The sequence below is a fragment of the Bacillus australimaris genome, from assembly GCF_001307105.1.
Taxonomy (GTDB): Bacteria; Bacillota; Bacilli; order Bacillales; family Bacillaceae; genus Bacillus; species Bacillus australimaris.
The window spans coordinates 28,902-52,500 of sequence record NZ_LGYN01000028.1 but is presented as its reverse complement, the minus strand read 5'-3'; the positions used below and the strand labels follow the sequence as shown (position 1 = coordinate 52,500).

Below are 23,599 nucleotides of genomic sequence, written 5' to 3'. Positions count from 1 at the left end.
TGATTTGGATCATGCTCCTATACCACATGTTTCTCATGCAGGGCGGCTTTCAGCACTATCTGACCTACGAAAAAGTGCTGCCTAAATGGACAAAACAAGGGAAAGAGCTACCGACCGTCAGTATACTGATTCCTGCTCATAATGAAGAAGTCGTCATACGGCAAACACTAAAAGCGATGGTCCAGCTATCCTATCCGAAACACCTCCTTGAAATCATTGTGATTAATGACAATTCCTCTGATGGCACAGGAGACATCGTGCAATCATTCAGTGAGCAATATGATTATGTCCATATGATTGAAACGAAGCCGCCTTTTGCAGGGAAGGGAAAATCCACTGCATTGAATGAAGGCTTGAAGGCTTCAACAGGAGAGGTCATCTGCGTATACGATGCAGATAACATGCCTGAACAAAAGGCCGTCTATCATTTGGTTCTTGGGTTATTGAATGACCCAAAGGCAGGAGCGGTTGTCGGGAAATTCAGAGTGATCAATGCAGCTAAAAACCTACTGACCAAATTTATTAATATTGAGACCATCTGCTTCCAATGGATGGCTCAGGGCGGAAGATGGAAGTGGTTTGGCATTGCGACCATACCAGGCACCAACTTTGCCATCCGCCGGCACATTTTAGAAGAGCTTGGCGGCTGGGATGCCCATGCGTTGGCTGAGGACACCGAATTAACGATTCGTGTCTATAACCTTGGCTATGTCATTCGATTTTTCCCGGCTGCTATCACATGGGAACAAGAGCCTGAGACGTGGAAGGTCTGGTGGCGGCAAAGAACACGCTGGGCTCGAGGCAACCAATACGTTGTTCTCAAATTTCTAAGGCAGTTTATGAAGCTGAAACGAAAACGAATGATTTTCGATTTGTTTTATTTCTTCTTTACGTATTTCTTATTTTTCTTCGGTGTTTTGCTCTCAAATGGGATCTTTATCGTCAACCTATTTGTTGACCTTCACTTATCTGTAGGAGCGGTTGCGCTAATCCTGTGGGGATTGGCCTTCTTCCTCTTTCTAACAGAAGTGATGATTACATTGAGTATTGAGAAAACAGAGCTCACCAAACAAAATATTCTCATTGTGGTCCTCATGTACTTTACCTATTCTCAAGTGTGGATTGCGCTTGTCGTGTACTCCTTATGTGTAGAGGCAAAGAGCCGTTTATTGAAACAAGAAGTAAAATGGTACAAAACCGAGCGTTACGATCAACAACAAAAGAAAAGCGGGTGACAAATTGAAATCGGTAAAATGGATGATTTTTATATTGACGATATCCCTTGCCATTCAGCCTTTTTTCATGGCAGGTCAAGCAATGGCGCAATCAAATCGTGTACAAGTGAAGGACGATTGGATTCGCTCATCAAAAGGAAGTCAAACCGAAACGCAGCATTTATCAGAAGATGTGGTGACCTTGTATGGACAAGAAGACCGTACTGAATTTTCCTATCAGATAGAGAAAGAAAAAGTAGAGTCCAGCACCCTGACATTGAATATAGAGGCTTCACCATTACTCATTTCTCCATCGTCATTCACAGTCATGATTGATGGAGAGATTGTAAAGACCATTCTCGTATCAGGAAAAAATCAAAAGAAATCGATGCAGATCAAATTGACCAAAGCGCAATTGAAAAAAGGATCTCATCAAATTCAGCTCGCATTTTATGGTGTGCTAAAAGAAGGTGTGTGTATCAACCAAGAGACACCTGCCAATTGGCTGAAAGTATATCCTGAAAGTGAACTGGCATTCAAAGGAGCTCAAACGAAAGACGTGACGTTAGACAGCTTCCCTTCACCTTTCATTCAAACAGGTGATCAGAAGGAACAAACAGATATCGTAATTCCAAATTCACCGGAAGCAGCTGAATTAGAAGCGGCTATGAAAGTATACCGTACGTTGAAAAATAAAGACCCTCAAGCGGACCTCAAACTCGTCCAAGAAAAGGACCTCAAGCAAATTGCACATCCAACCATTGCTGTGGGAGCAAAAGGAAACTGGGATGGACGAGTAAAATCGATCGAGCAGGCTGCGGGAGTTAAAACAGAAAGCAATCATCTCACGTTAGCATTGAGAACCTTGACAGCAAAGAAAAAAGAACAGCCTATTCTATTTATTACTGCTGAACAGCCAAAGACCATTGCTGAAAAAATCAATGTCCTAACTCAACCAGAACTGACGGGTCAACTCACTGGGACGGATTTGCTGCTTCAAAAGGTTACAGCTACAGCATCTAAACCATCTCATCATATTCGCTTAAAAGATTTTGGTGGAGATGATGTCACAGTTGGAACCAAAAAGACAGCATCTGATCATTTCTATTATCCGAAAGCATTGATTGCTAACCAAAAATCAGGTGCAAAATTAAATCTAACATTTAAAAAATCTGATACAGCAGACAAAGCTGAACGCTTAACAGTCATGATCAATAACGAACCACACGACGTACCGTTAACAAAACTAGGAAACAAAGATGAGAATGGATTCTATCATGTGTCAATTCCAGTAGATTCACAAGTACTTCAAAAGAACGAATATATTGATTTACAATTTGTCACAACGGGTTTTAAAAACATGGAATCCTGCAGACATACGGATGAAGAAGGCTGGATTTACATTGATAAGAACAGCTCTCTTCAAATACCAGAAGGAACGACTAGTGATACACCGGATTTATCTGCATGGCCGCTTCCTTTCACATCAAAAACGAACCAAGGAAAAACATTGATCATCATGCCAGATCAAATCAAACAAGAAACAATCAATCAAATGGCCATGCTGACAGAATCATTTAGTGAGCCAGAAGCTGCTCAATATCAATTGATTAAAGCATCAAATGTGACAGATGAACAATTGAAAAATCACTCTCTCATTTTCATTGGGGGAATCCAAACGTTCTCTCTTTTAAAGGAAAAAGCAGACGACCTCATCGTGCCAGCGAAAAAGGATCAATATGATGTATCTTCCTTTGGCATGATTAACGAAACGACTGCTCGTCTTGTATGGACGCAGCCATCTGTATGGAATAAAGAACAGCCAATGACCGTCTTTTCAGGCATGAATGCAGCTGAAGCTGATCTTTCAAAGGAAGTGATTCATTTCCTGCAAACAAATACGGAGACGGCAACAGTTGCAATAGAGAGCAAAAACAAAGACATGTTCACCAATCATCAAACGGTCAACAGCACAAAAAATGATTCCGGAAAAAGTGAAAAGCAAGGCCTCGGAGATTCTTGGATTTACTTTGCATGTATCGCTGTGTTGATCATTTTTGTGGCTGTGATGATTGTTTATTTTGTACGAAAAAACCGCAAAAAGACTGATTGATAAACGATCAAAAGACCGTGAAAAAATGTCTTTACTTTGGTGTCAAACGGGAGTATGATCTCTTTTATAAAAGACCAATCGCTGAATCATTTCGATGAGCGGGGGAACCATTAGTGGTGCAAGACACCACATGGGGTGAATCCTTTTTAGGTAGGGCAAAGTCTCATGCGCCCGAATCCGTCAGCTAACCTCGTAAGCGTTAAAGAGAGCAAAGACCAACCTGTGATCTAAAGAATAGGCACAGGGGCATTCTATTGCCTCTGTGTCTTTTTGGCGATCCATCTTTTGTAACTTAATTCGTTTGACATTAAAGGAGCGGGCATCACATGTACAGTTTGATGAAGCGTATTTTAATTGGGAAACCATTAAAATCACAGGCAGCAGGAGAACAAAAACTATCAAAAATCAAAGCGTTGGCGTTATTATCATCAGACGCATTGTCATCAGTTGCATACGGTACAGAACAAATCTTAATTGTTCTTTCAGTCGTTAGTGCAGCAGCATTTTGGTACTCACTCCCGATTGCAGGTTGTGTATTAATTCTGTTAATGGCGTTAATTTTATCTTACCGCCAGATTATTTATGCTTATCCAGAAGGCGGCGGAGCATATGTCGTCTCTAGCAGAAACTTAGGTGAAAAACCAGGGTTGATCGCTGGTGGATCATTGCTTGTAGATTATATTTTGACTGTAGCAGTGAGCATATCAGCAGGTACCGATGCCATCACATCGGCTTTCCCAGCACTATATCCATATCATGTGTTGATTTCAATTGTATTGGTCATCTTGATCATGGTGCTCAACCTTCGCGGATTGACAGAATCGGCATCGATTTTAGCATATCCCGTATACTTGTTTGTATTTTCACTTCTTATATTAATTGGAGTTGGGGGCTTTAAATTATTAACAGGAGGCGTACCGCCAGCACCTGAACATACAGCGATCGGTACACACGTATCAGGCATTACCTTATTTCTGTTATTAAAAGCTTTTTCGTCTGGCTGTTCTGCTCTGACTGGAGTAGAAGCCATTTCAAATACCATTCCATCCTTTAAAAAACCAGCTGCACAAAATGCAGCAAGAACATTATTAATGATGGGTGGATTACTAGCCGTTTTATTTGTGGGTGTGACATTGCTTGCGTTTGGTTTTGGCATTTCACCAAAGCCAGAAGAAACAGTTGTATCACAAATTGCAACAGATACATTTGGACGTACATTTTTCTATTACGTCATTCAGGCTGTCACAGCTTTAATTTTGATATTAGCAGCAAATACCGGCTTTTCCGCCTTTCCTTTATTGGCGGTCAACCTTGCAAAGGATAAATATATGCCGCGTATGTTTACCGTAAGAGGGGATCGACTTGGCTATTCTAACGGCATTATCTTTTTAGGTGTAGCTTCCATGCTGCTTATCTGGTTGTTTGATGGGAAAACGGAACACCTTATTCCGCTATATGCTGTCGGTGTATTTATTCCATTTACCTTGTCACAGACCGGTATGTGTGTGAAATGGATTCGTGAAAAACCGCAGGGTTGGAAAACGAAAATGCCAATCAATATAGTCGGGGCACTGATTTCCTTCACGGTTCTTGTCATTCTCATTTTGACCAAGTTCCATCTTGTATGGCCAGTATTTGTTTTTATGCCAATTGTTCTACTGATTTTTCATTCCATTAAAAAGCATTATCTGTCTGTTGGAGAACAACTGCGTTTATTGAATGAATCAGAGCCTGTTGAGATTAAAGGAAATGTGGTCATCGTGCCGATAGCAGGTGTAACACGTGTCGTTGAACAATCTGTTCAATATGCTAAATCCTTATCAGAGCAAGTCATAGCAGTTCATGTATCCTTTGATAAAGAAAAAGATAAGAAAATTGAAGAGGATTGGGAAAAACTAAATAGCGGTGTGCGGCTTGTGATGCTGCATTCATCCTATCGAAGTCTCATTCACCCGCTGGATAAATTTCTTGAAACAGTTGAGGCAAAAGCAAATGCGCATCAATATAAAGTGATGGTGCTCGTGCCTCAATTTATTCCGAAAAAAAGATGGCACACCATCTTGCATAATCAATCCGCCTTTTTATTAAGATTCCGTCTATTATGGAAGCGGGATATTGTGGTCGCCACCCTTCCATATCATTTTAAAAAGTAGCCAAAGCAAGTTGAAACGTTTGATCAAAAGGGTGCGGTGGTATGGAGTAAGAAAAAAGGAGTTTTCTCACATGCCGCAAAGAACCGCAGGAAAAGAAGTAACAGCGCTACTGGAAGAGTGGGGCGTGAAACATATTTATGGAATGCCCGGCGACAGCATAAACGAATTGATTGAAGAGCTTAGGCATGAATCAAGCAAAATCCAATTTATACAAACAAGACATGAAGAAGTGGCGGCACTTTCAGCGGCGGCTGATGCCAAACTAACAGGTAAACTCGGTGTTTGCTTATCAATCGCTGGACCTGGTGCTGTCCACTTATTAAATGGACTATACGATGCAAAAGCCGATGGTGCACCCGTTTTAGCGATTGCGGGTCAGGTTGCATCGACTGAAGTAGGGAGAGACGCCTTTCAAGAAATCAAATTAGAGCGGATGTTTGACGACGTCGCTGTTTTTAATCAGCAGATACAAACAGCAGAAGCTCTGCCTGATTTATTGAATCAAGCCATTAAAGCAGCTTATACTCACAAAGGTGTGGCAGTTCTCACCGTATCGGATGACTTATTTTCTCAAAAAATTAAACGTAATCCTGTTTATACTTCTCCTCTTTATGTTGAGGGAGAAGTACGGCCAAAGAAAGATCAACTGCTAAAGGCGGCTCAGCTGATTAACAATGCGAAGAAGCCAGTCATCTTAGCAGGTAAAGGATTAAGAAATGCTAAGGAAGAGCTTCTTATGTTTGCAGAAAAGGCCGCTGCACCTATCGTCATCACACTTCCTGCAAAAGGGGTTGTGCCAGACAGGCATCCATACTTTTTAGGAAACCTAGGCCAAATTGGAACGAAGCCGGCATATGAAGCGATGGAAGAGTGTGATCTCTTAATCATGCTGGGAACCTCCTTTCCATATAGAGACTACTTACCGGAGGATACACCAGCCATTCAACTGGATATTAAACCGGATCAAATCGGTAAAAGATATCCCGTAGACGTGGGAATCGTGAGTGACAGCAAGAGTGGCTTACATGAACTGACCTCCTACATTGAACATAAAGAGCAGCGTGGTTTTCTAGAAGCTTGTACTGAACATATGATGAAATGGCGAGAGGAAATGGATAAGGAAAAATCCGTTGCCACATCGCCGCTTAAACCGCAGCAAGTCATTGCTAGATTAGAAGAAGCAGTCGAAGATGACGCTATTCTTTCTGTTGATGTAGGGAATGTGACCGTTTGGATGGCCCGTCATTTCGAAATGAAGCAGCAGGATTTCATTATCTCCAGCTGGCTTGCCACGATGGGCTGCGGCTTGCCTGGAGCGATCTCTGCTAAATTAAATGAACCGAATCGCCAAGCGATTGCTGTCTGTGGTGATGGAGGCTTCACAATGGTCATGCAAGATTTTGTGACAGCGGTAAAATATAAGCTGCCGATCGTTGTTGTGATCTTAAATAACAACAACCTTGGAATGATTGAATATGAACAACAGGTGAAAGGAAACATCAATTATGGCATAGAGCTAGAAGGTATTGATTTTGCTAAGTTTGCAGAAGCATGTGGCGGAAAAGGAATCTCAGTGTCGTCACATGAAGAACTAGCTCCAGCTTTTGATACAGCACTTCAATCAGATAAACCCGTCATTATTGATGTTGCAGTCACAAATGAACCGCCGTTACCTGGTAAAATTACGTACACACAAGCAGCAGGATTTAGTAAGTACTTACTGAAAAAATTCTTTGAAAAAGGTGAGTTGGATATTCCTCCACTCAAGAAAAGTTTAAAACGGTTTTTCTAAACAAAATGTAGTCGGTTCTCTAAAAGAGGACTGACTTTTTTGTGATGAAAGGGAAAATTATTTCAATTGTCACTTGTTTTATCCCCTCTAAAGATATATGGAAGGTATTTTTGTAACTTAAAGACTATTTTTCCAATGCGGTGAGAAAGGTAAAATAGACTTCATGATCAATAATGGAGGGAGTGACTTCTTCTGGGTAAGATACTTGATGCAAAAGCACTAACAAGTGCCATGGATACAAGGGCAAAACACTATCAGGAACTCCGCGAACATATGATAGATTTAAAAAAAGCATTACAAGGTGTGGCAAACCTTGGTGATGATTTCACTGGAAAAGGCGCCGATAATATTAAAAGCTTTTATAAAGAGCTAGCTGGAAATGTAGACATGTTTATCAGCTTTATTGATAAGCAAAAAGCCTTTCATGAAGGTGTTTCTGGGACACTTGATGATACAAACTTTGGCGGCGATACCTTTGTAGAAGAGCACTTTTTAGACAACGCAGTACATATGGGCATCAACAATGCCAAAAGCATTGTAAAGGATCAAAAAAAGGCACTCAAAACGATTTTTCAAGACATTGATGACATCATTTCTCTAGAGGTATTTGATAGCCAAACCTTTGAAGATAAGATAGCCGATGCCGAAGATGAACGAAAAAAAACGATAAAAGACTTAATAGAACTCGACCAAAATTTAAAAGATGAATATGCTTTGTCAGAGACGGAGCAGCAGGCTACAATGGCATTGTACGCTGAAATGATGAATGCGACAAATGATGGAAAAGCAATTTCGCCTATGAATTTTGACAAGAAAGCGTATCAAAATAGCGAAATCTACAAGGCAAAAAGCGATATTGAAAAGCAAACTTCTGAATATCTAAAAATCAAAAAAGAACAAGAAGAAGCCCGCGAGATCGCAAAGGAACAAGAAGCCCTCGCCAATCGTCCTTGGTATGAAAAAGCACTCGATTATGGCGGAAATATTGTCAATGAGCTGACAGGTGTAAACGATGCAAAACGCGCCGCAACAGGCGTCGACCCAATCACAGGTGAAGAACTCACCACAGGACAGCGAGTCGCCGCAGGCAGCATGGCAGCAGCGGGTTATATCCCTATCGTCGGCTGGGCAGGCCGCATTTTCAAAGGGGGAAAAGCCGTCTACAAAACGACCCAAGCTACATCAGCGGCAATCAAGGCAGTTGACGTTTACAAGACATCCCAAAAGTCCTTTGACGCCCTAAAAACATCTCAAAAAGGTTTATATGGCCTCACCGCAACCAATGGCTTCAGCGAAGCGATTACAGGCCGAGACATGTTTGGGAATAAGGTCTCGAAAGAACAGCAGGAAGCAAGTATGAACGCGGCGCTGGGGATGCTTTTGCCGTTTGGGGCGAAAGGGTTTCATGGGAAGATGGGAGTTAAGAGTGCTGTTAAAAATGGAGATAATGGTACAGTGTGGAGAAATATTAAAATTACTCAACCACATTATGAAGGTACAAAAATCCCAAAATCATTTGAATTAGCAACATCAAATGGGAAATTTTGGGTACATCCGAATGGAACAAAACATATGGTTGAGTATATAACAAGAGATGCAACTACACATGGTATGCCGATAAATAGCCAAACTTTATTGTCAAGTTTCCAAAGCTCTGTTAACAATGCTGCTAAGCAAGGAATTAAATATGAAGAAATTATGAAGATAGGAAATTGGGAATTAATATTTAGTAAACCCCGTGGAGACGGATTACTACCTGTAATAAAGCATGCTGTGTATATGCCTTAGAAGGAGACATGATGATGTTAAAAGTAACAGAATACAAAGACAGTCAGTCTATAAATATTGAATATGATCTTTATACACCGATTAATATAGAATTTGGTAGCTGGAATATATCAAAAGAGCCAACGATATATTGGAGAACTGGAGATTTCAAGAAATCTTTAATTGAAATAGGGATAGGGAAATATACAGGCAGCCTTCGTTCAATTACACTAACATTAAGTGAAAATGTACACAAAATTGAAAATTTTAAATTGGATACGACAAATATAAATGTCATTAGAGGAGTACCAAATTTTCAAGTAGAAGAACATAATGATAAGACCTATATAGATGAGAAAGGTAAATTAGACGTATATATAGGGTTAGACAAGGTCTTAATATCATTTTCAGAAAATGATATCGTGTCTATTTTACAAAACGATACAGTAGGATTTGTTTTGGACAAAGATGAAGTAGTATGTGGCATTATCATAAGCGGTATGTTAGAACATGAAAAGAAAACATTAGAAGATGCATTGAATTAGAGTATTATGAAATACACAAAAACCTTGATGGCTAGAAACCTTTCGAGGTTTTTGTGTTTCAGGGGAAAAGTGGGTTTAAAACCTTATGCTATTGATTCTGGGTGATACAGTAAATAGCATTAAGTGAATCCTATAATCTCTAAAAACCGTAAGAGAGTTAAGACAAAAATGATTAAAAGAAATACAATGGGTTCCATTTTTAAAAATGGGGTTGATAACTATGTAGAGAAAGGTATTAAACAGGGGAAGTATCTGGAATTTTATCCAAATGGCTTTGTGAAAAAAATAGGGTATATGAGGAAGAACGCTGTGGATGGATATCAAGTTGAGTTTTTTTGAGAATGGAAATAAAAAGTATGAATGTGAGTGTATTGCTGGTCGAGAGATGACTTATATAAAATATGATAAAGAAGGTAATGTAAAAGAGCTTAAAAAAGAACCTAGTGAATCAGATCTCATTTATGCTGAAAAGTTCAATGATTAATCAATGTTCAAATGAATTTTTAGTTAAAGAAGCTTAAAATGAGAAGAAAGCAGATAAAAAGATTTTAAATCGTAAAGGAGAATAAACCATGCTATGGATTTTCACACAAAACCAGCAAAGTTTCGTTAATGTCCACGAAATCACAGTAGCCGGCAAAAAGATTGAAGGGATGATCGCAGGAAGCGATACTTGGGTCAAGACGCTCGGCAAGTATGACTCAAATGATCGAGCGTCAGAGATTCTCCAAGACATAGTGAAAGCAATCGAAGCCAATCAAGATGCCACTGTGACTTACAGAATGCCAAATCAATAAAAAAGAAACCACCTTTCCATCGCGAAAAGGTGGTTTTTGTTTATGATGGTGTTTTCCCAAAGGCTAAGAATAAAGGGATGCCTGTGCCGACAAGGGTTGTGGCAAATAGGAACATACCGCAAATGAATAGAAAATGGCTGGCTGAAAAGACCAGTGCCAGAATGAGAAAAACGATGCTGAGTCCTATCATGCTATAGGATGGGACAAAGCGGCGTTTGTAGGTGGCTTTCTTTGTTAAGAATGAGAAGAAAATGCCAAATAATAAAGGGACAATCCATAAGTAAAATAAAATAATAAGAGACATACTTCATACCTCGATTTTTCCTTCTATTTTATCAGATGCCGATCACAACGGATACTACAAAGCTTCACTTTGTAAAATAATTCATGCAATCGACACAATTAAGTGGGCTGATTCATGGAATGCGATTTTTGTTTCATATATTCAGGCTGCAAAAGGGCGTATACACAATGATCGGCAAAGCGATCGCCCAGCCATTCACATTGTTTCAAAATGCCTTCAAGCGAAAAGGATAATCGCTCTGCAATGCGTCTGCTCTTCTGGTTATCAACAGCAGCTCTAATTTCAATTCGGTGCAGTCCGCACTCTTCAAATAAATACTGAATGACGGCTTTACACGCTTTGGTCATGATGCCTTTTCCTTGATAGCCTTCTCCGAGCCAATAGCCAATAGAAACAGTTCTGTTGATCCAATGAATTTGGTGGGTGCCTATGATGCCGACGAGCTCTCCATGTGACCAGATGCCTGCTTGGAAACCGTTGTTCTGTAAGGCTTGCTGCATGGCACCTTGAATGAACGCCAAGCTATCTTCCTCTGTCTGTGTTGAATCCACCCAAAGCATCCATTCACGTAAATGCTCTCTTGACCGCTGGATGAGCAAATAAAGACTTCTTGCGTCTCTTGGCTCAAGCAGCCGCATGGATATCTCTTGATCCTGATAAAAAAACATGTGCCCACATCCTCTCAAGGGGAATTTTACCATAACCAAATGGAAAGAAAAAGACAGCATCCTCACTGTCTTTTACATAAACGTATTCACAATTAAAAAGAGATTAAGTGCTACAACAAGAGCTGCTATCACCCAAGATATTCCTGTCACCCAGCGGGCATTCGTCAATTCACCCATAATTCGTTTTTTACTCGTAAATAAAATGAGTGGGATTAAAGCAAAGGCAATACCAAAAGATAAGACCACCTGACTCATCACAAGAGCAGATGTCGGATTCACCCCAGATGCAATGATCACAATAGGGGGAATGATGGTGATCAGCCGGCGTAGGTACAGCGGGATCCGGTATTGAATAAAGCCCTGCATAATGATATCACCTGACAATGTACCGACAGAAGAGCTGGATAGTCCGGCTACAAGCAGGCCTACACCAAATAAAATGGCTGATACAGGACCTGCGATTGTGCTAAAATGCTGAAACGCAACATCCAGATCTTCAACAAAAAGACCATTTTTATAAAATAAAGCGGCTGCGACAATCAGCATGCTGGCATTGATGGCCCCAGCGACTAACATCGCAATGAGGATATCTAAAAATTCAAAGCGGAAAATCTGTTTTTTCTCTTTTTCTGTTCTGCCGACAACTCTTCTTTGAGTTAAAGCTGAATGTAAATAGATGGCGTGTGGCATGACTGTGGCGCCTAAAATTCCAGCTGCAAGAAGCACACTATCTGCGCCTTCAAATTTAGGAATGAAAAGTCCTCCGGCGACACTTGCGATATCTGGCTTGGCGACAAAGGTTTGCACAGCGAAAGCGATCACGACAACGAACAGCATGCCAGTGATGCCGGCTTCTAATGCTCGATATCCTCGTCTTTGCAGCTCTAAAATCGCAAATGATCCGACGGCTGCAATAATCGATGCTTCAAGCAGCGGGATCCGAAAGAGCAAGTATAAACCAAGTGCCGCCCCGATAAACTCGGCTAAATCTGTGGCAATAATGACGAGCTCGCCCTGAATCCATAAACCGATGGAGACCGGTTTTGGAAACTCTTCACGCGCGATCTCAGGTAAGTTTTTACCTGTCGCTATACCAAGCTTTGCGGACAAGGATTGGATGAGCAAAGCCATAAGATTTGATATGAGAATGACCCATAGAAGGAGATATCCGTATTTGGAGCCAGCCGCAATGTTGGTGGCAAAATTTCCTGGATCAATATAGGCAATCGCTGCAATAAAAGCAGGGCCTAGAAAAGGAAGGAGCCTTCTAAATCCTTTGACCTTTCCTTCAAGTGCACGCTCAGCTGCCACTGACATGTGTGCCTGTGCCTCGATGTATTTGTTTGTCATATGTCATCACCTAGATTCTGCAAAGTTTTGCTTCGGCACAAAAAGTTTCCTTGATGCAATTTTTAATCATCATATGCCCATCTTCATGAAAAGTCAACTATCTGAACTAATAGGTTTGTTTATCTTATGTAAGTGAAAAAAATAGATACCTTGTCAACCAATAACATAAAAAACACCGCCTATTAGACGGTGTCTCTACTGCTTCCTCTGTTTTTTATTTTTTAAGAAACCCTTGATCCCACACTGCGGAAGATCAGGCTTAAAATAATGACAAAGATTGCTGCTCCTAAGATCGCTGGAATGATCGCGAAGCCAGCCAGACTAGGACCCCACGTTCCAAGTAATCCATGACCAATCCAAGCGCCTGCAAGCCCGGCAATCATTGAACCGATCCACCCTCCTGGTACACTGCCTCCAGCGAGTGCACTGCCAATGAGACCGATGACAATCGCCACAACTAATGAAATGAGAAATCCTAACATGTTGATCACTCCTCTTTTGTTTGTTTATTAAGCAATAACCGTTTTGAAAAAGATTAAAACCTTTTGGAACCGCTTCAATGTTCTATACGTATGATGGACAAGGATTGTGTATAATAACAGACAAATAATGAACGGCATCTAAGGAGGCAATAACATGGAGGAAAGAGAGTGGTTAAAAGCACAATTAAAGGAGATTGAGAAGTGGGAGAAAGATCAGCAGAAGGTATGGTTTTGGGAGAAGCTCAGCCGGCTCCCCTTTCAAATGCTGGACAAGCTGACGCCTGCCTTTATACAGAAAAAAATCGGTGTGCTGTTAGATGAAATGGGGCATTACATTCAATCTGGCGGTGCCTATTTGACCTCAGAAAAAGGCATCATTCATCAATTTCAAAAGAAATGTGCCGACGAATCCATTCAGCGCATAGAGGATATTGAAAAAGCCCCAATCGACATCATGGATGCCATTAGTGAACAGATGGGAAAAAACAGAACGAATCTCGCTACGGTACAAGGTGCGACAACTGGTGTAGGCGGTATGTTTACGCTGGCAGCAGATATTCCTGCGGTCTTGGGTCTCTCCCTTAAAACATTACAGGATATTGCCGTGACCTATGGCTATGATCCTAAAAACAAGGAGGAGCGGGTCTTCATTATTAAATGCTTGCAGCTGAACTCTGCTGATGTAGTTGGAAAGAAGTCGATTCTAAAAGAGCTGAAGAGCTATCATGCATCTGAAGGAAAGCACGAAAACATGATTTCGCAAATTCAAGGGTGGCGAGAGGTAGTCTACAATTACCGAGATTCATTTGGCTGGAAGAAACTGTTTCAGCTTGTTCCCATCGCAGGGATTTTGTTTGGCGCAGCCTCCAATCGCTCACAATTAAAAGGAATCGCCGAAACAGGCATGATGCAATACCGAAAGCGAAGAATTTTAACAAGATTAGAAAAGCTCACACAGCAAGAACAGAGTGGGTCCGGCGCATAAAAGAATCCCTTTTCTCAAAGGGATTCTTTTATTTGATTCCATCCTTTTCTTGAAAAGCATGGATAGGTGCGTGTTCATAACGTGCACGCAGTTCGCGGATCTGTTTGATGAAAGTGGAGCCAATGGTTTTTTCAGCTTCATCATACAAAGGATCAAGGGCTTGCATCCATTTTAGCCTTTCTGCTGGCGTTAATTCATGAATGGCTATAGGAGATTCCCGTTTGATATCCTCAAGCTGATCTTTGTTCATTTGCTCTGCATGTTTTTCATTCCAAGCCGTTGTTTCTTCCATGGCTTCAAGTAAAATGCGCTTTGTTTCAGGTGTCTGGCGGTCAAAGAAGGATTGATCTGTTAAGACCACATAGCCTAAATACCCGTGATTACTGATCGTCATATAGTCTTGTATATGATAGAATTTTTTTGAATAAATGTTTGAAATGGTATTTTCTTCACCGTCTACTTTTTTTGTTTCTAATAGCTGAAACGTTGAATTAAACGATTCCTGATAGGGCTTTGCGCCAAGAAGCTTGAATTGTTTTTCAATCATGTCGCTTTGCATAATGCGGAGAGATTGGTTTTTTAAATCACTAGGCTGTTTGATTGGCCCTTTATTAGAGGTAATCTGCTTAAAGCCATTTGTCCAATAAGCCATTCCCTTTAACCCGTCTTTTTGCAGCGTGCCAAACAATCTTTGGCCAATTGCACCGTGCAGGCCTTCCTGAACCGCGTCGTAATTTGAAAAAGCAAAGGGAAGATCAAGAGCCAGCCATTCAGGTGACAGCATGCCAAGCTTCGAGGTAGACGGAGCGATAAATTGAACTTGATTCTCTTTGAGTGCATTGATTTCTTCGATATCAGAATAAAGGCTCCCGTTGGAGAAAATTTGAATGCTAATCTTGCCATCAGATTTTTCGTGAACGAGTTCAGCAAATTTCTTTGCAGCAAGTCCTTTTGGTGTATTGTCTGCCACAACATGGCTGAATTTGAACACAAGCTGATCCTTAAGCCCTGTCTGTTCATCATCAAAGGTGGTCGCTGATTTTGGCATCATATGATAAAAACCAAAGTATAAAGCGGTTACAAAACCAATCATGAGCAATAGCGTATATGCGAGTAAATTCTTCATGCGTCAGATCCCCCTTATGTCAAGCATACTTGACAGAGGAAGAATTCGTAAAGATACAGGTGAAAAAATGATGAGAAAGCGATTGAAATTACAACAATTATCTATTAGATGGAAGCTCACCATCCTCACATATTTCGTTGTCATTTTCGCCCTTTTAATTGGAGGAATAGTCCTTGTCGGGGGAATTCAGCAAACAGAGGAACGGGAGCTTCGAAAAAGACTCATGAATACGGCGAGAACCGTGGCTGAGATGAATGAGGTGAAGCAGGCGTTAGCTGATCAAACAAAGGAACGTGATCGATTACAGCATGCAATCGAAGAGATTCGGATTATTCAAGACGCTGACTACATTGTCGTGATGGATATGGATCATGTGAGATTAACGCATCCAGTGAAAACAAGAATTGGCCAGCGTTCAGAAGGAACAGATGAAGAACCGGCTTTTGCAGAGCATATTTATTTCTCAGAAGCAGAAGGAGAGCTTGGAACAGCCATCAGAGCTTTTTATCCAGTAAAGGATGATCAATTTAATCAAACAGGGGTTGTCCTTGTAGGAAGAACGCTGCCAAGTATGGCAGATATATTAGGAGAAATGAAGCAGGATATTCTCATGATCCTCCTGCTGACGCTCAGCTTTGGGCTTGTGGGTTCATTTTTGCTCGCCCGCCATATTAAACAGCAAATGTTTAAGCTGGAGCCGCATGAGATTGTCAGAATGCTAGAGGAACGCACTGCAACCTTTCACTCTATTAATGAAGGGGTCATTGCTATTGATAATCAGCACATGATCACCATTTTTAATGAAAAGGCGAAGCAAATTTTTGGCGTGACAGGTGACGTCGTAGGCCGGAATATTTGGGATGTGCTGTCTGACACAAGGCTGCCTGAGATCATTGATCGCGCAGAACCCGTCTACAATGAAGAAATTCATATGAGCGGAAAGCGGATTATGAGCAGCCGGATTCCGATTGTGATGAAGAAGAGGATCATTGGAGCGGTCGCTATTTTTCAGGACCATACAGAAGCCGCAAAATTGGCTGAGGAGCTAACAGGGGTCAAAAACTTTGTTGACGGTTTGCGGGTGCAAAACCATGAGCATATGAATAAGCTTCATACGATTGCCGGGCTGATTCAGCTTGGTAAAGCCGATCAGGCGCTCGATTTAGCCTTTCAAACGACAGAGGAGCAGGAGCATGTGACTGATTTTCTTCACCGCGTCATTCAGCATGATGCCGTCGCAGGATTATTGATGAGCAAAATCAGAAGGGGCAAGGAGCTTGGTATCAGGGTGGAAGTAGATGAATATAGCTGTCTGCGTCATTTTCCTGAGCGGCTCGATCAGCATGATATGACGAAGCTGCTTGGCAATTTGATCGAGAACGCCTTTGCCTCTTATGATACTGTAGAAAGAGACACAAAACTTATTTCCATTAGTATTGATCAAACGGAGGAAGTCCTCGCAATTTTAATTGAAGACAATGGCTCCGGGATCGAAGAGGGCATGATTCCTTCTATTTTCGATAAAGGTTTCACACATGGCAAAGAGGGCGGAACAGGCTATGGTCTGTATATTGTAAAAACGATTATTGACAAAGGGATGGGAAATGTAGAAGTCACATCAAGCATCGGCATTGGTACCACCTTCTCAATCGAATTCCCAATGATATTAGAGGAGAGAGACAGATGACTCAGATTAAGGTGCTGTTAATCGAAGATGATCCGATGGTGCAAGAAGTGAATAAGGAATTCATTAAGAGTGTTCCTGGCTTTCAAGTAGCAGCTGTCGCTGGAAATGGGGAGCAGGGCATCCAGCTGATCAAAGAAATTCGTCCAGACCTCGTGGTACTTGATGTGTATATGCCAAAAAAAGATGGCGTCAAAACGCTGCAAGACATCAGAAAACAAAAGATGAAGGTGGATGTGATTGTCATTTCTGCAGCGAAGGACAAAGAGACCATCGGTGTTATGCTTCAAAATGGTGCGCGGGATTATATTATTAAACCGTTTAAATTTGAACGAATGAAAGAATCACTTGAAAGCTATAAGGCGTTTAAATCGAAAATTCGAACCGCGGCAGAATTTTCTCAGGAGATGCTCGATGATATCATACGAAAGCCTGCCGTTAAGCTTGAAGATACCTGGCTCCCTAAAGGGCTGAATGTGCATACGATGAACGAAATTAAAGCCTATATGGGCTTGCAGGAAGGTGCGCAGTCTGCCGAGGAAGTTGCCAATGCACTCGGCATTGCCCGTGTCACGGCCCGCCGGTATCTAGACTTCCTAGTAAAAGAAGGCCAGCTGAAATTAGATATGCAATATGGCGGAGTGGGACGGCCAGTGAATAAATATATCGTACATTCAGACTAAGAGACCAAAAAGACCAAAATGTACGATATGTCCATAAGCTTCACAGCCTTTGATGAAATCGCTATCATTTACCTACAGATAATAGTTAAGCGTTTACATAAAAGGGTGAGGGAGTTGATTTTTTATGAAGAGGCTTTTGAAAAACCTGACATTCCAAGTGGTTGCAGCTGTCATCATCGGGATCATTGTCGGGATGGTTTGGCCAAATGTCGGAAAAGAAATGAAGCCGCTTGGTGATACCTTTATCAATGCCGTTAAAATGGTCATCGCGCCAATTATTTTCTTAACCATTGTTCTTGGGATTGCCAAGATGGGCGATATGAAAAAGGTTGGAAAAGTTGGGGGAAAAGCATTTATCTATTTTGAAGTTGTGACGACGCTTGCGCTTGTCATCGGGCTGTTTGTTGTCAATATAATGAAGCCGGGAGCGGGTCTTGACTATAGTAAGCTCGAAAAAGGGGATGTCTCGCAGTATACCCAAAATGGAGGACAGGGTATCGACTGGATGGAATTTGTTACACACATCGTACCATCTAACATGGTAGATGCTTTTGCAAAGGGTGATATTTTACAGGTCTTATTCTTCTCTATTTTATTCGGTGTTGCGCTCGCTGCACTTGGCGAGAAGGGGAAAGGCATCATCGAATGGCTTGATAAGCTGTCACTCGTTTTCTTTAAAATCATTGGATATATCATGCGTGCTGCGCCGCTCGGTGCATTTGGGGCAATGGCCTATACGATCGGACACTTTGGGCTGGCATCGATTAAACCGCTCGCGAGTCTGATGCTCTCCGTTTATATGACAATGTTCATATTCATCTTTGTTGTGCTGAACATCATTTGTAGAATGTATGGTTTTAGCCTGTTCAGTTATCTGCGATTCATCAAGGATGAAATTTTGATTGTTCTTGGCACAAGCTCTTCGGAATCTGTGCTGCCAAGAATGATGGATAAAATGGAACGTTACGGGTGTTCTAAGTCTGTTGTTGGTTTAGTCATTCCAACGGGTTATTCCTTTAACCTAGACGGAACTTCTATCTATTTATCAATGGCCGTGGTCTTCTTGGCGCAAGTGTTTGGTGTTGACCTATCCATCGGTCAGCAAATCACCATTATCCTTGTTCTCATGCTGACATCAAAGGGAGCTGCTGGGGTGACAGGAAGCGGATTTATCGTGCTCGCATCTACACTTGCTGCACTTCAGGTCATTCCGCTTGAAGGGCTTGCACTGCTGCTTGGTGTTGACCGATTCATGAGTGAAGGAAGAGCGATTACAAACCTGATTGGAAATGGTATCGCAACAATTGTTGTTGCGAAGAGTGAAGGTGAATTTGACGAAACAAAGAGCAAAACAGCGCTTCAAGAAATGAGGAATATGAAGCAGGCTGTTTAGTATAAAAACAACCAAAAACCGAAACCTTATGTTCTACATGGGTTCGGTTTTTTCTTATGTAAAAAGAAAAATCAATAAAATTACGACGAAACGTAAGATCTCATAAACCTTTTATTATATAATTTACAGAAAGATCCGATATAATGTATATCAGATACGATGAAAAATAGACTTTAGTCCTGGCAGGTGTGTAACGTAATGGCGGCATTTTTAAAATTGTTTGAAAAACCCGGTGTTAAGCGGTTTTTAGTATTTGTAGTATTAGCCACAGCATTATATCTATTAAGAGGAATGATGAATTTAATTCTTTTGACCTTCATTTTCACCTTTTTGATGAATCGATTAGAGGAAGTCATTAGAGGCTTTTTAAATCGCTTCCTGAAAATAGGACAGAAATCGGTCATTACCATTTTGTATATTCTCCTAGCTGGTGGATTGACGTTTGGCGGATTCGTTTTTGTGCCAATCATTGCCAAACAGGTGGAGCAGTTATTTCATTTAGGAAAGAAAATTGCAGATCATCCGCAAGATTTACCCTTCTTTGATGTCATCACGAACGTATTCGGAGATTTCAAAATATCAGCTTTCTTTGAAAAAGGCTTTAATTTCCTCTATACATACTTAACAGATTTCAGCACGTTCAGTATCCAGGTCATGATGTCTTTAATATTAAGCCTGTTCTTCCTGCTTGAAAAAGAACGCCTCATTCAATTCATGAACAAGTTCAAAACGAGTAAAATCGCTGTGTTCTATCATGAAATCGCCTTCTTTGGACGTAAATTTACCCGAACGTTTGGAAAGGTGCTTGAAGCACAATTTATTATTGCAACTGTTAACTGTGTGCTAACGTCAATCGCGCTAGGCATTATGGGTTTCCCGCAGTTATTTGGATTAGCGGTCATGGTCTTTTTACTAGGCTTAATTCCAGTAGCGGGTGCGGTCATCTCTCTTATTCCGCTCAGCATCATTGCGTATACACTTGGAGGCGGGATGTACGTCTTTTATATAGTGCTGGTCATTGTGATCATCCATGCAATTGAAGCTTACTTCTTAAATCCCAAGCTCATGTCAGCTAAAACAGAGCTGCCTATTTTCTTCACATTTATTGTGCTGATCTTCTCTGAACACTACATTGGCATTTGGGGTCTTATTATCGGTATCCCAATCTTTGTGTTTCTTTTAGATATTTTAGAGGTCACAAATAAGGAAGAAAGTAATTAAAAAGTTCATATGAACCTGTTTACAATTTTCCGAAAATAAGGTATAAATGGTATGAAAATATCATATTACCACACGCTTAATCCTTCTAAAGGAATGGGGGACCCATGTTTTTGGGGTGAATTTTTCTTTCATGAGAAAAAAGGACATCTCTTCGTCCTAACCCGTCAGCTAACCTCATCGGCGTGAAGAGAGTGAACAGTGGTACACTTATGGACACACAGGCCCACGAGAAGACTCTCTCGTGGGCTTTTTGACGAGGAAGGGGAGATTTTATTGAAGCTAGCGACGAAAATTATTATTGCCTTGTTTGTAGGTGCAATCACAGGACTGCTGCTCAACATTTTTGCTCCAAATGTATTCAAAGTGTTAGACCCTTATCTATTTACGCCTCTAGGTCAAATCTTCTTAAACCTGATTAAAATGCTCGTTGTGCCAATTGTATTTTTTTCGATCACGCTCGGTGTAGCAGGCCTCGGTGATCCGAAAAAGCTAGGCAGAATTGGCGCAAAAACCATTACTTACTTTCTACTCACTACGACTTTTGCCATCATTATTGGCATTTCATTGGCCTTACTCATCAAGCCGGGCGCGTTCGGAAATTTTGATACGAAAACGGCTGATTATTCCGCAGAGGAAGCCCCATCAATGGCAGAAACACTACTCAACATTATCCCAACCAATCCAGTCCAATCTTTAGTTGAAGGAGATATGCTTCAAATCATCGTTTTCTGTTTATTCTTAGGTCTCGGCATTGCCATGCTCGGTAAAAAAACGGAGGGCTTATTGAAGCTGTTTGAACAAGGAAATGAATTAATGATGTATCTTGTCGGTGTTGTGATGAAATTCGCACCGTACGGAACATTCGGTTTGATTGCAACCGCGATCGGCAGTCAGGGGCTAGATGCGATGAAAGCGATGGGACTCTACTTCTCGGTCGTGTTCATTGCGCTCATCTTGCATTTCTTCCTGACATATGGATCAACCATTGCTATCTTAGCTAAACGAAATCCAATGGCATTCTTTAAAGGATTTTCTCCAGCGATGGTTGTTGCATTTAGTACTTCAAGCAGTAACGCAGTGCTGCCGGTATCAATGGAAACAGCGCAAAAGCGGTTAAAGGTGCCAGAGCCGATTTCAAGCTTTGTGCAGCCGCTGGGTGCAACCATAAATATGGATGGCACAGCGATTATGCAAGGGGTCGCGACCATTTTTATCGCACAAGTATATGGAGTTGAACTGACGCTTGTTCAAATGCTGACTGTTGTTTTAACGGCAGTATTAGCAAGTATCGGCACAGCAGGTGTGCCAGGTGTAGGTCTCATCATGCTCGCCATGGTATTAAATTCTGTCAATCTGCCTGTTGAAGGCATTGCGCTGATCCTAGGCATAGACCGCTTATTAGATATGGCAAGAACCGTTGTCAATATTACAGGTGACGCCGCATGTGCGGTGATCGTGACAGAAACTGAGAAAAAACACGAGAAAGAAACTTCATCACCTCACCTATCGATGTAATGTTCAAAAAGGGCTGATGGCTTCAGCCCTTTTTTTCATGGAGTCCTTGTCTTGCATGATATACTTTTAACAGAATGAGCCGCCATAGGCTTTACATTAGAAGGAGGAACCACTTTGCAGTCTGCTGTTCTTAAAGTAGAGAAAGTCGATAAACAAATTGGCCGGAAAATGATCTTGCAGGATATATCTATAGACATTGGGCGAGGAGAAATTGTCGGATTACTTGGTCCCAATGGATCTGGAAAAACAACCTTGATCCGCTTGATCGTTGGTTTAATGAAAAAAAACAATGGCCGTATTTTGATCAATGGATATTCACAAGATGAGGATTTTCTAAAGGCGATGTCATCCGTTGGTGCGATCATAGAAAATCCTGAATTTTATTCGTATTTAACAGGCTTTGAAAACCTTGAAATGTATGCAGCCATGCACGATGGTGTGACGGAGGAACGCATTCAGGAAGTGGTGGAAAGAGTTCGTCTAGAGCACGCCATTCATCAGAAGGTCAAGACGTATTCACTAGGGATGAAGCAAAGGCTGGGGATTGCACAAGCCATTTTGCATCAGCCGAACCTGCTGATTTTAGACGAACCGACAAATGGACTTGATCCTGCAGGAATGAAAGAATTCCGGGAGCACTTGCGAATGCTCGTACAAGAAGAAGGAACCTCGGTGTTATTTGCTACGCATTTATTGCATGAGGTAGAGGAATTGTGTGACCGCATGATCATCATTCAAAAGGGACAGATCAAAGCTAGTGCATATCTCCAAGATATGGAGGGGAAAGAACAGGTGCTGATGAATATTCAGCCAGTCGAAAAAGCAGTTTCGTGGCTTGATGCACACGAGTATACATATGAACGAAATGGGGAGCGCCTATTGCTTCAACTGAACAAGGAACGTGTGCCAGAGCTGAACAAACAGCTTGTACTGGCGGGATTTGATGTGCTTGAAATGATGCCTCAAAAGCAATCGATTGAAGAGGCGTTTATGAAATGGACGGAAGGCGGGACGACAGATGCTTCAACTCATCAAGAATGAGCATAAGAAAATTGTGAGGAAAAAGATCACATTTATTGCCCTTGGCTTGATCGTTGTTTTTCAACTGGCAATGGCTCTAACGTTGAAACGAGTGATATCCAGTTTTGGGGGACAAGACACAGTCGCAAACTATTTTGCTTATTCTACGAATGTCGTGTTTATTTTACAGGTGCTCGCTGTCGTTATTGGCGCCACCCTCATCTCAACAGAGTTTCAAAAAAGGACGATTAAGTTTTTATTGATCCGGCCAAAAACAAGACTGCACATCTTTCTGTCAAAATACATCACACTTGTGCTGACGGTCATTTACTTATTTGTTTTTTATTATGTACTAGCTTTCTTATTTGGTCTTATTTTCTTTGGTACTGAATTTGATGAAACGACGGGACGGTTATTTCAGCATACGTTTGCCGTAATCGGATCGCAGTGGGTGGAAGTGATCATGATGGCGAGCTTTGCTTTTATGTGCTCCAGCTTATTTAGGAACAGTCTCGTTGCACTAGTGATCTCGTTCTTTGTTTTATATGCGGCGAAATCACTTGTGCCCATCATGTCTCTTTTAGAAAATCAGTGGGGGAAAATCCTGCTTTTTGCTAATACAGATTTTACTCAGTACAGTTTTCAAGGACCGCCGCCCTTTCAAGGGATGAGTCCATTGTTTTCTCTATTGATAGTGGGGGCGCATTTTGTTTTCTTTGTTGGTGCGGCTTGGGTCCTTTTTTGGAAACGAGATGTAAATGTGTAAAAATTGTGTCAAATAACAAGA

At 41.3% G+C, this 23,599-nt stretch carries 21 protein-coding genes and 2 riboswitches; of the genes, 16 read left to right on the top strand and 5 right to left on the bottom strand.

The window, feature by feature from the left end; translation table 11 throughout:
* The first annotated feature begins 11 nt into the window (after positions 1-11).
* The 8 genes from AKG37_RS16020 (at position 12) to AKG37_RS15990 (ending at position 10,381) form a co-directional block, all read left to right on the top strand.
* On the top strand, positions 12-1,235 hold the full coding sequence (locus AKG37_RS16020) for a glycosyltransferase family 2 protein (protein ID WP_237697821.1): 1,224 nt from the start codon (positions 12-14) through the stop codon (positions 1,233-1,235).
* Positions 1,236-1,239: 4 nt separating this feature from the next.
* Positions 1,240-3,327, top strand: coding sequence for a cellulose biosynthesis cyclic di-GMP-binding regulatory protein BcsB (locus AKG37_RS16015; RefSeq protein ID WP_060699717.1), 2,088 nt, complete (start codon positions 1,240-1,242; stop codon positions 3,325-3,327).
* A gap of 69 nt (positions 3,328-3,396) precedes the next feature.
* A riboswitch (cyclic di-AMP (ydaO/yuaA leader) is annotated at positions 3,397-3,541 on the top strand.
* 112 nt (positions 3,542-3,653) lie between these two features.
* Positions 3,654-5,480, top strand: coding sequence for an APC family permease (locus tag AKG37_RS16010; RefSeq protein WP_060699716.1), 1,827 nt, complete (start codon positions 3,654-3,656; stop codon positions 5,478-5,480).
* Positions 5,481-5,550: 70 nt separating this feature from the next.
* Positions 5,551-7,272 (top strand): pyruvate oxidase, encoded by a 1,722-nt coding sequence (locus AKG37_RS16005; protein ID WP_060699715.1) that lies wholly within the window; start codon positions 5,551-5,553, stop codon positions 7,270-7,272.
* Positions 7,273-7,464: 192 nt separating this feature from the next.
* The gene (locus tag AKG37_RS16000) at positions 7,465-9,060 is read left to right on the top strand and encodes a ribonuclease YeeF family protein (protein WP_273700901.1); all 1,596 of its coding nucleotides are present in this window, start codon (positions 7,465-7,467) and stop codon (positions 9,058-9,060) included.
* 14 nt (positions 9,061-9,074) lie between these two features.
* The gene (locus AKG37_RS15995) at positions 9,075-9,584 is read left to right on the top strand and encodes a hypothetical protein (RefSeq protein WP_060699713.1); all 510 of its coding nucleotides are present in this window, start codon (positions 9,075-9,077) and stop codon (positions 9,582-9,584) included.
* 313 nt (positions 9,585-9,897) lie between these two features.
* Positions 9,898-10,068 carry a hypothetical protein gene (locus tag AKG37_RS18665; RefSeq protein WP_237697817.1) on the top strand — a complete coding sequence of 57 codons (171 nt, stop codon included), beginning with the start codon at positions 9,898-9,900 and terminating at the stop codon, positions 10,066-10,068.
* 88 nt (positions 10,069-10,156) lie between these two features.
* The gene (locus tag AKG37_RS15990) at positions 10,157-10,381 is read left to right on the top strand and encodes a hypothetical protein (RefSeq protein ID WP_060699712.1); all 225 of its coding nucleotides are present in this window, start codon (positions 10,157-10,159) and stop codon (positions 10,379-10,381) included.
* Between the two features lie 40 nt (positions 10,382-10,421).
* Here AKG37_RS15990 and AKG37_RS15985 read toward each other — a convergent pair whose 3' ends face one another.
* The 4 genes from AKG37_RS15985 to AKG37_RS15970 all read right to left on the bottom strand — a co-directional run bounded on the left by AKG37_RS15985 (position 10,422) and on the right by AKG37_RS15970 (position 13,185).
* Positions 10,422-10,685, bottom strand: coding sequence for a hypothetical protein (locus AKG37_RS15985; RefSeq protein ID WP_003214365.1), 264 nt, complete (start codon positions 10,683-10,685; stop codon positions 10,422-10,424).
* 98 nt (positions 10,686-10,783) lie between these two features.
* On the bottom strand, positions 10,784-11,353 hold the full coding sequence (locus AKG37_RS15980; RefSeq protein ID WP_060699711.1) for a GNAT family N-acetyltransferase: 570 nt from the start codon (positions 11,351-11,353) through the stop codon (positions 10,784-10,786).
* A gap of 72 nt (positions 11,354-11,425) precedes the next feature.
* The gene (locus AKG37_RS15975; protein WP_060699710.1) at positions 11,426-12,703 is read right to left on the bottom strand and encodes an Nramp family divalent metal transporter; all 1,278 of its coding nucleotides are present in this window, start codon (positions 12,701-12,703) and stop codon (positions 11,426-11,428) included.
* A 221-nt stretch (positions 12,704-12,924) separates the two neighbouring features.
* Positions 12,925-13,185: a GlsB/YeaQ/YmgE family stress response membrane protein gene (locus AKG37_RS15970; protein ID WP_003214275.1), complete on the bottom strand. Its 261-nt coding sequence runs from the start codon at positions 13,183-13,185 to the stop codon at positions 12,925-12,927.
* A 154-nt stretch (positions 13,186-13,339) separates the two neighbouring features.
* Here AKG37_RS15970 and AKG37_RS15965 point away from each other — a divergent pair, with 154 nt between their 5' ends.
* On the top strand, positions 13,340-14,170 hold the full coding sequence (locus AKG37_RS15965) for an EcsC family protein (protein ID WP_060699709.1): 831 nt from the start codon (positions 13,340-13,342) through the stop codon (positions 14,168-14,170).
* A 28-nt stretch (positions 14,171-14,198) separates the two neighbouring features.
* Here AKG37_RS15965 and AKG37_RS15960 read toward each other — a convergent pair whose 3' ends face one another.
* The gene (locus AKG37_RS15960) at positions 14,199-15,296 is read right to left on the bottom strand and encodes a DctP family TRAP transporter solute-binding subunit (protein WP_060699708.1); all 1,098 of its coding nucleotides are present in this window, start codon (positions 15,294-15,296) and stop codon (positions 14,199-14,201) included.
* Positions 15,297-15,363: 67 nt separating this feature from the next.
* Between AKG37_RS15960 and AKG37_RS15955 the strand changes: the two genes are divergently transcribed.
* From AKG37_RS15955 to AKG37_RS15925, 7 genes are all read left to right on the top strand, one after another.
* Entirely contained in the window at positions 15,364-16,983 is a 1,620-nt protein-coding gene (locus tag AKG37_RS15955) for an ATP-binding protein (RefSeq protein ID WP_060699795.1), read from the top strand.
* Positions 16,980-17,663 carry a response regulator gene (locus AKG37_RS15950; RefSeq protein WP_060699707.1) on the top strand — a complete coding sequence of 228 codons (684 nt, stop codon included), beginning with the start codon at positions 16,980-16,982 and terminating at the stop codon, positions 17,661-17,663. The genes AKG37_RS15955 and AKG37_RS15950 overlap by 4 nt, the downstream gene beginning before the upstream one ends.
* Positions 17,664-17,787: 124 nt before the next feature.
* A complete protein-coding gene (dctP, locus tag AKG37_RS15945) occupies positions 17,788-19,056 on the top strand; it encodes a C4-dicarboxylate transporter DctP (RefSeq protein ID WP_060699706.1) in 1,269 nt (422 codons plus the stop codon).
* A 198-nt stretch (positions 19,057-19,254) separates the two neighbouring features.
* Positions 19,255-20,277, top strand: a complete 1,023-nt coding sequence (locus AKG37_RS15940; protein WP_060699705.1) for an AI-2E family transporter — start codon at positions 19,255-19,257, stop codon at positions 20,275-20,277.
* A gap of 63 nt (positions 20,278-20,340) precedes the next feature.
* Positions 20,341-20,476: riboswitch (cyclic di-AMP (ydaO/yuaA leader) on the top strand.
* Positions 20,477-20,550: 74 nt separating this feature from the next.
* Complete coding sequence (locus AKG37_RS15935) at positions 20,551-21,792, top strand: dicarboxylate/amino acid:cation symporter (RefSeq protein WP_060699704.1); 1,242 nt, start codon at positions 20,551-20,553, stop codon at positions 21,790-21,792.
* Between the two features lie 114 nt (positions 21,793-21,906).
* The gene (locus AKG37_RS15930) at positions 21,907-22,833 is read left to right on the top strand and encodes an ABC transporter ATP-binding protein (RefSeq protein WP_060699703.1); all 927 of its coding nucleotides are present in this window, start codon (positions 21,907-21,909) and stop codon (positions 22,831-22,833) included.
* Positions 22,811-23,578, top strand: a complete 768-nt coding sequence (locus AKG37_RS15925) for an ABC transporter permease (RefSeq protein WP_060699702.1) — start codon at positions 22,811-22,813, stop codon at positions 23,576-23,578. The genes AKG37_RS15930 and AKG37_RS15925 overlap by 23 nt, the downstream gene beginning before the upstream one ends.
* Positions 23,579-23,599 lie beyond the last annotated feature (21 nt).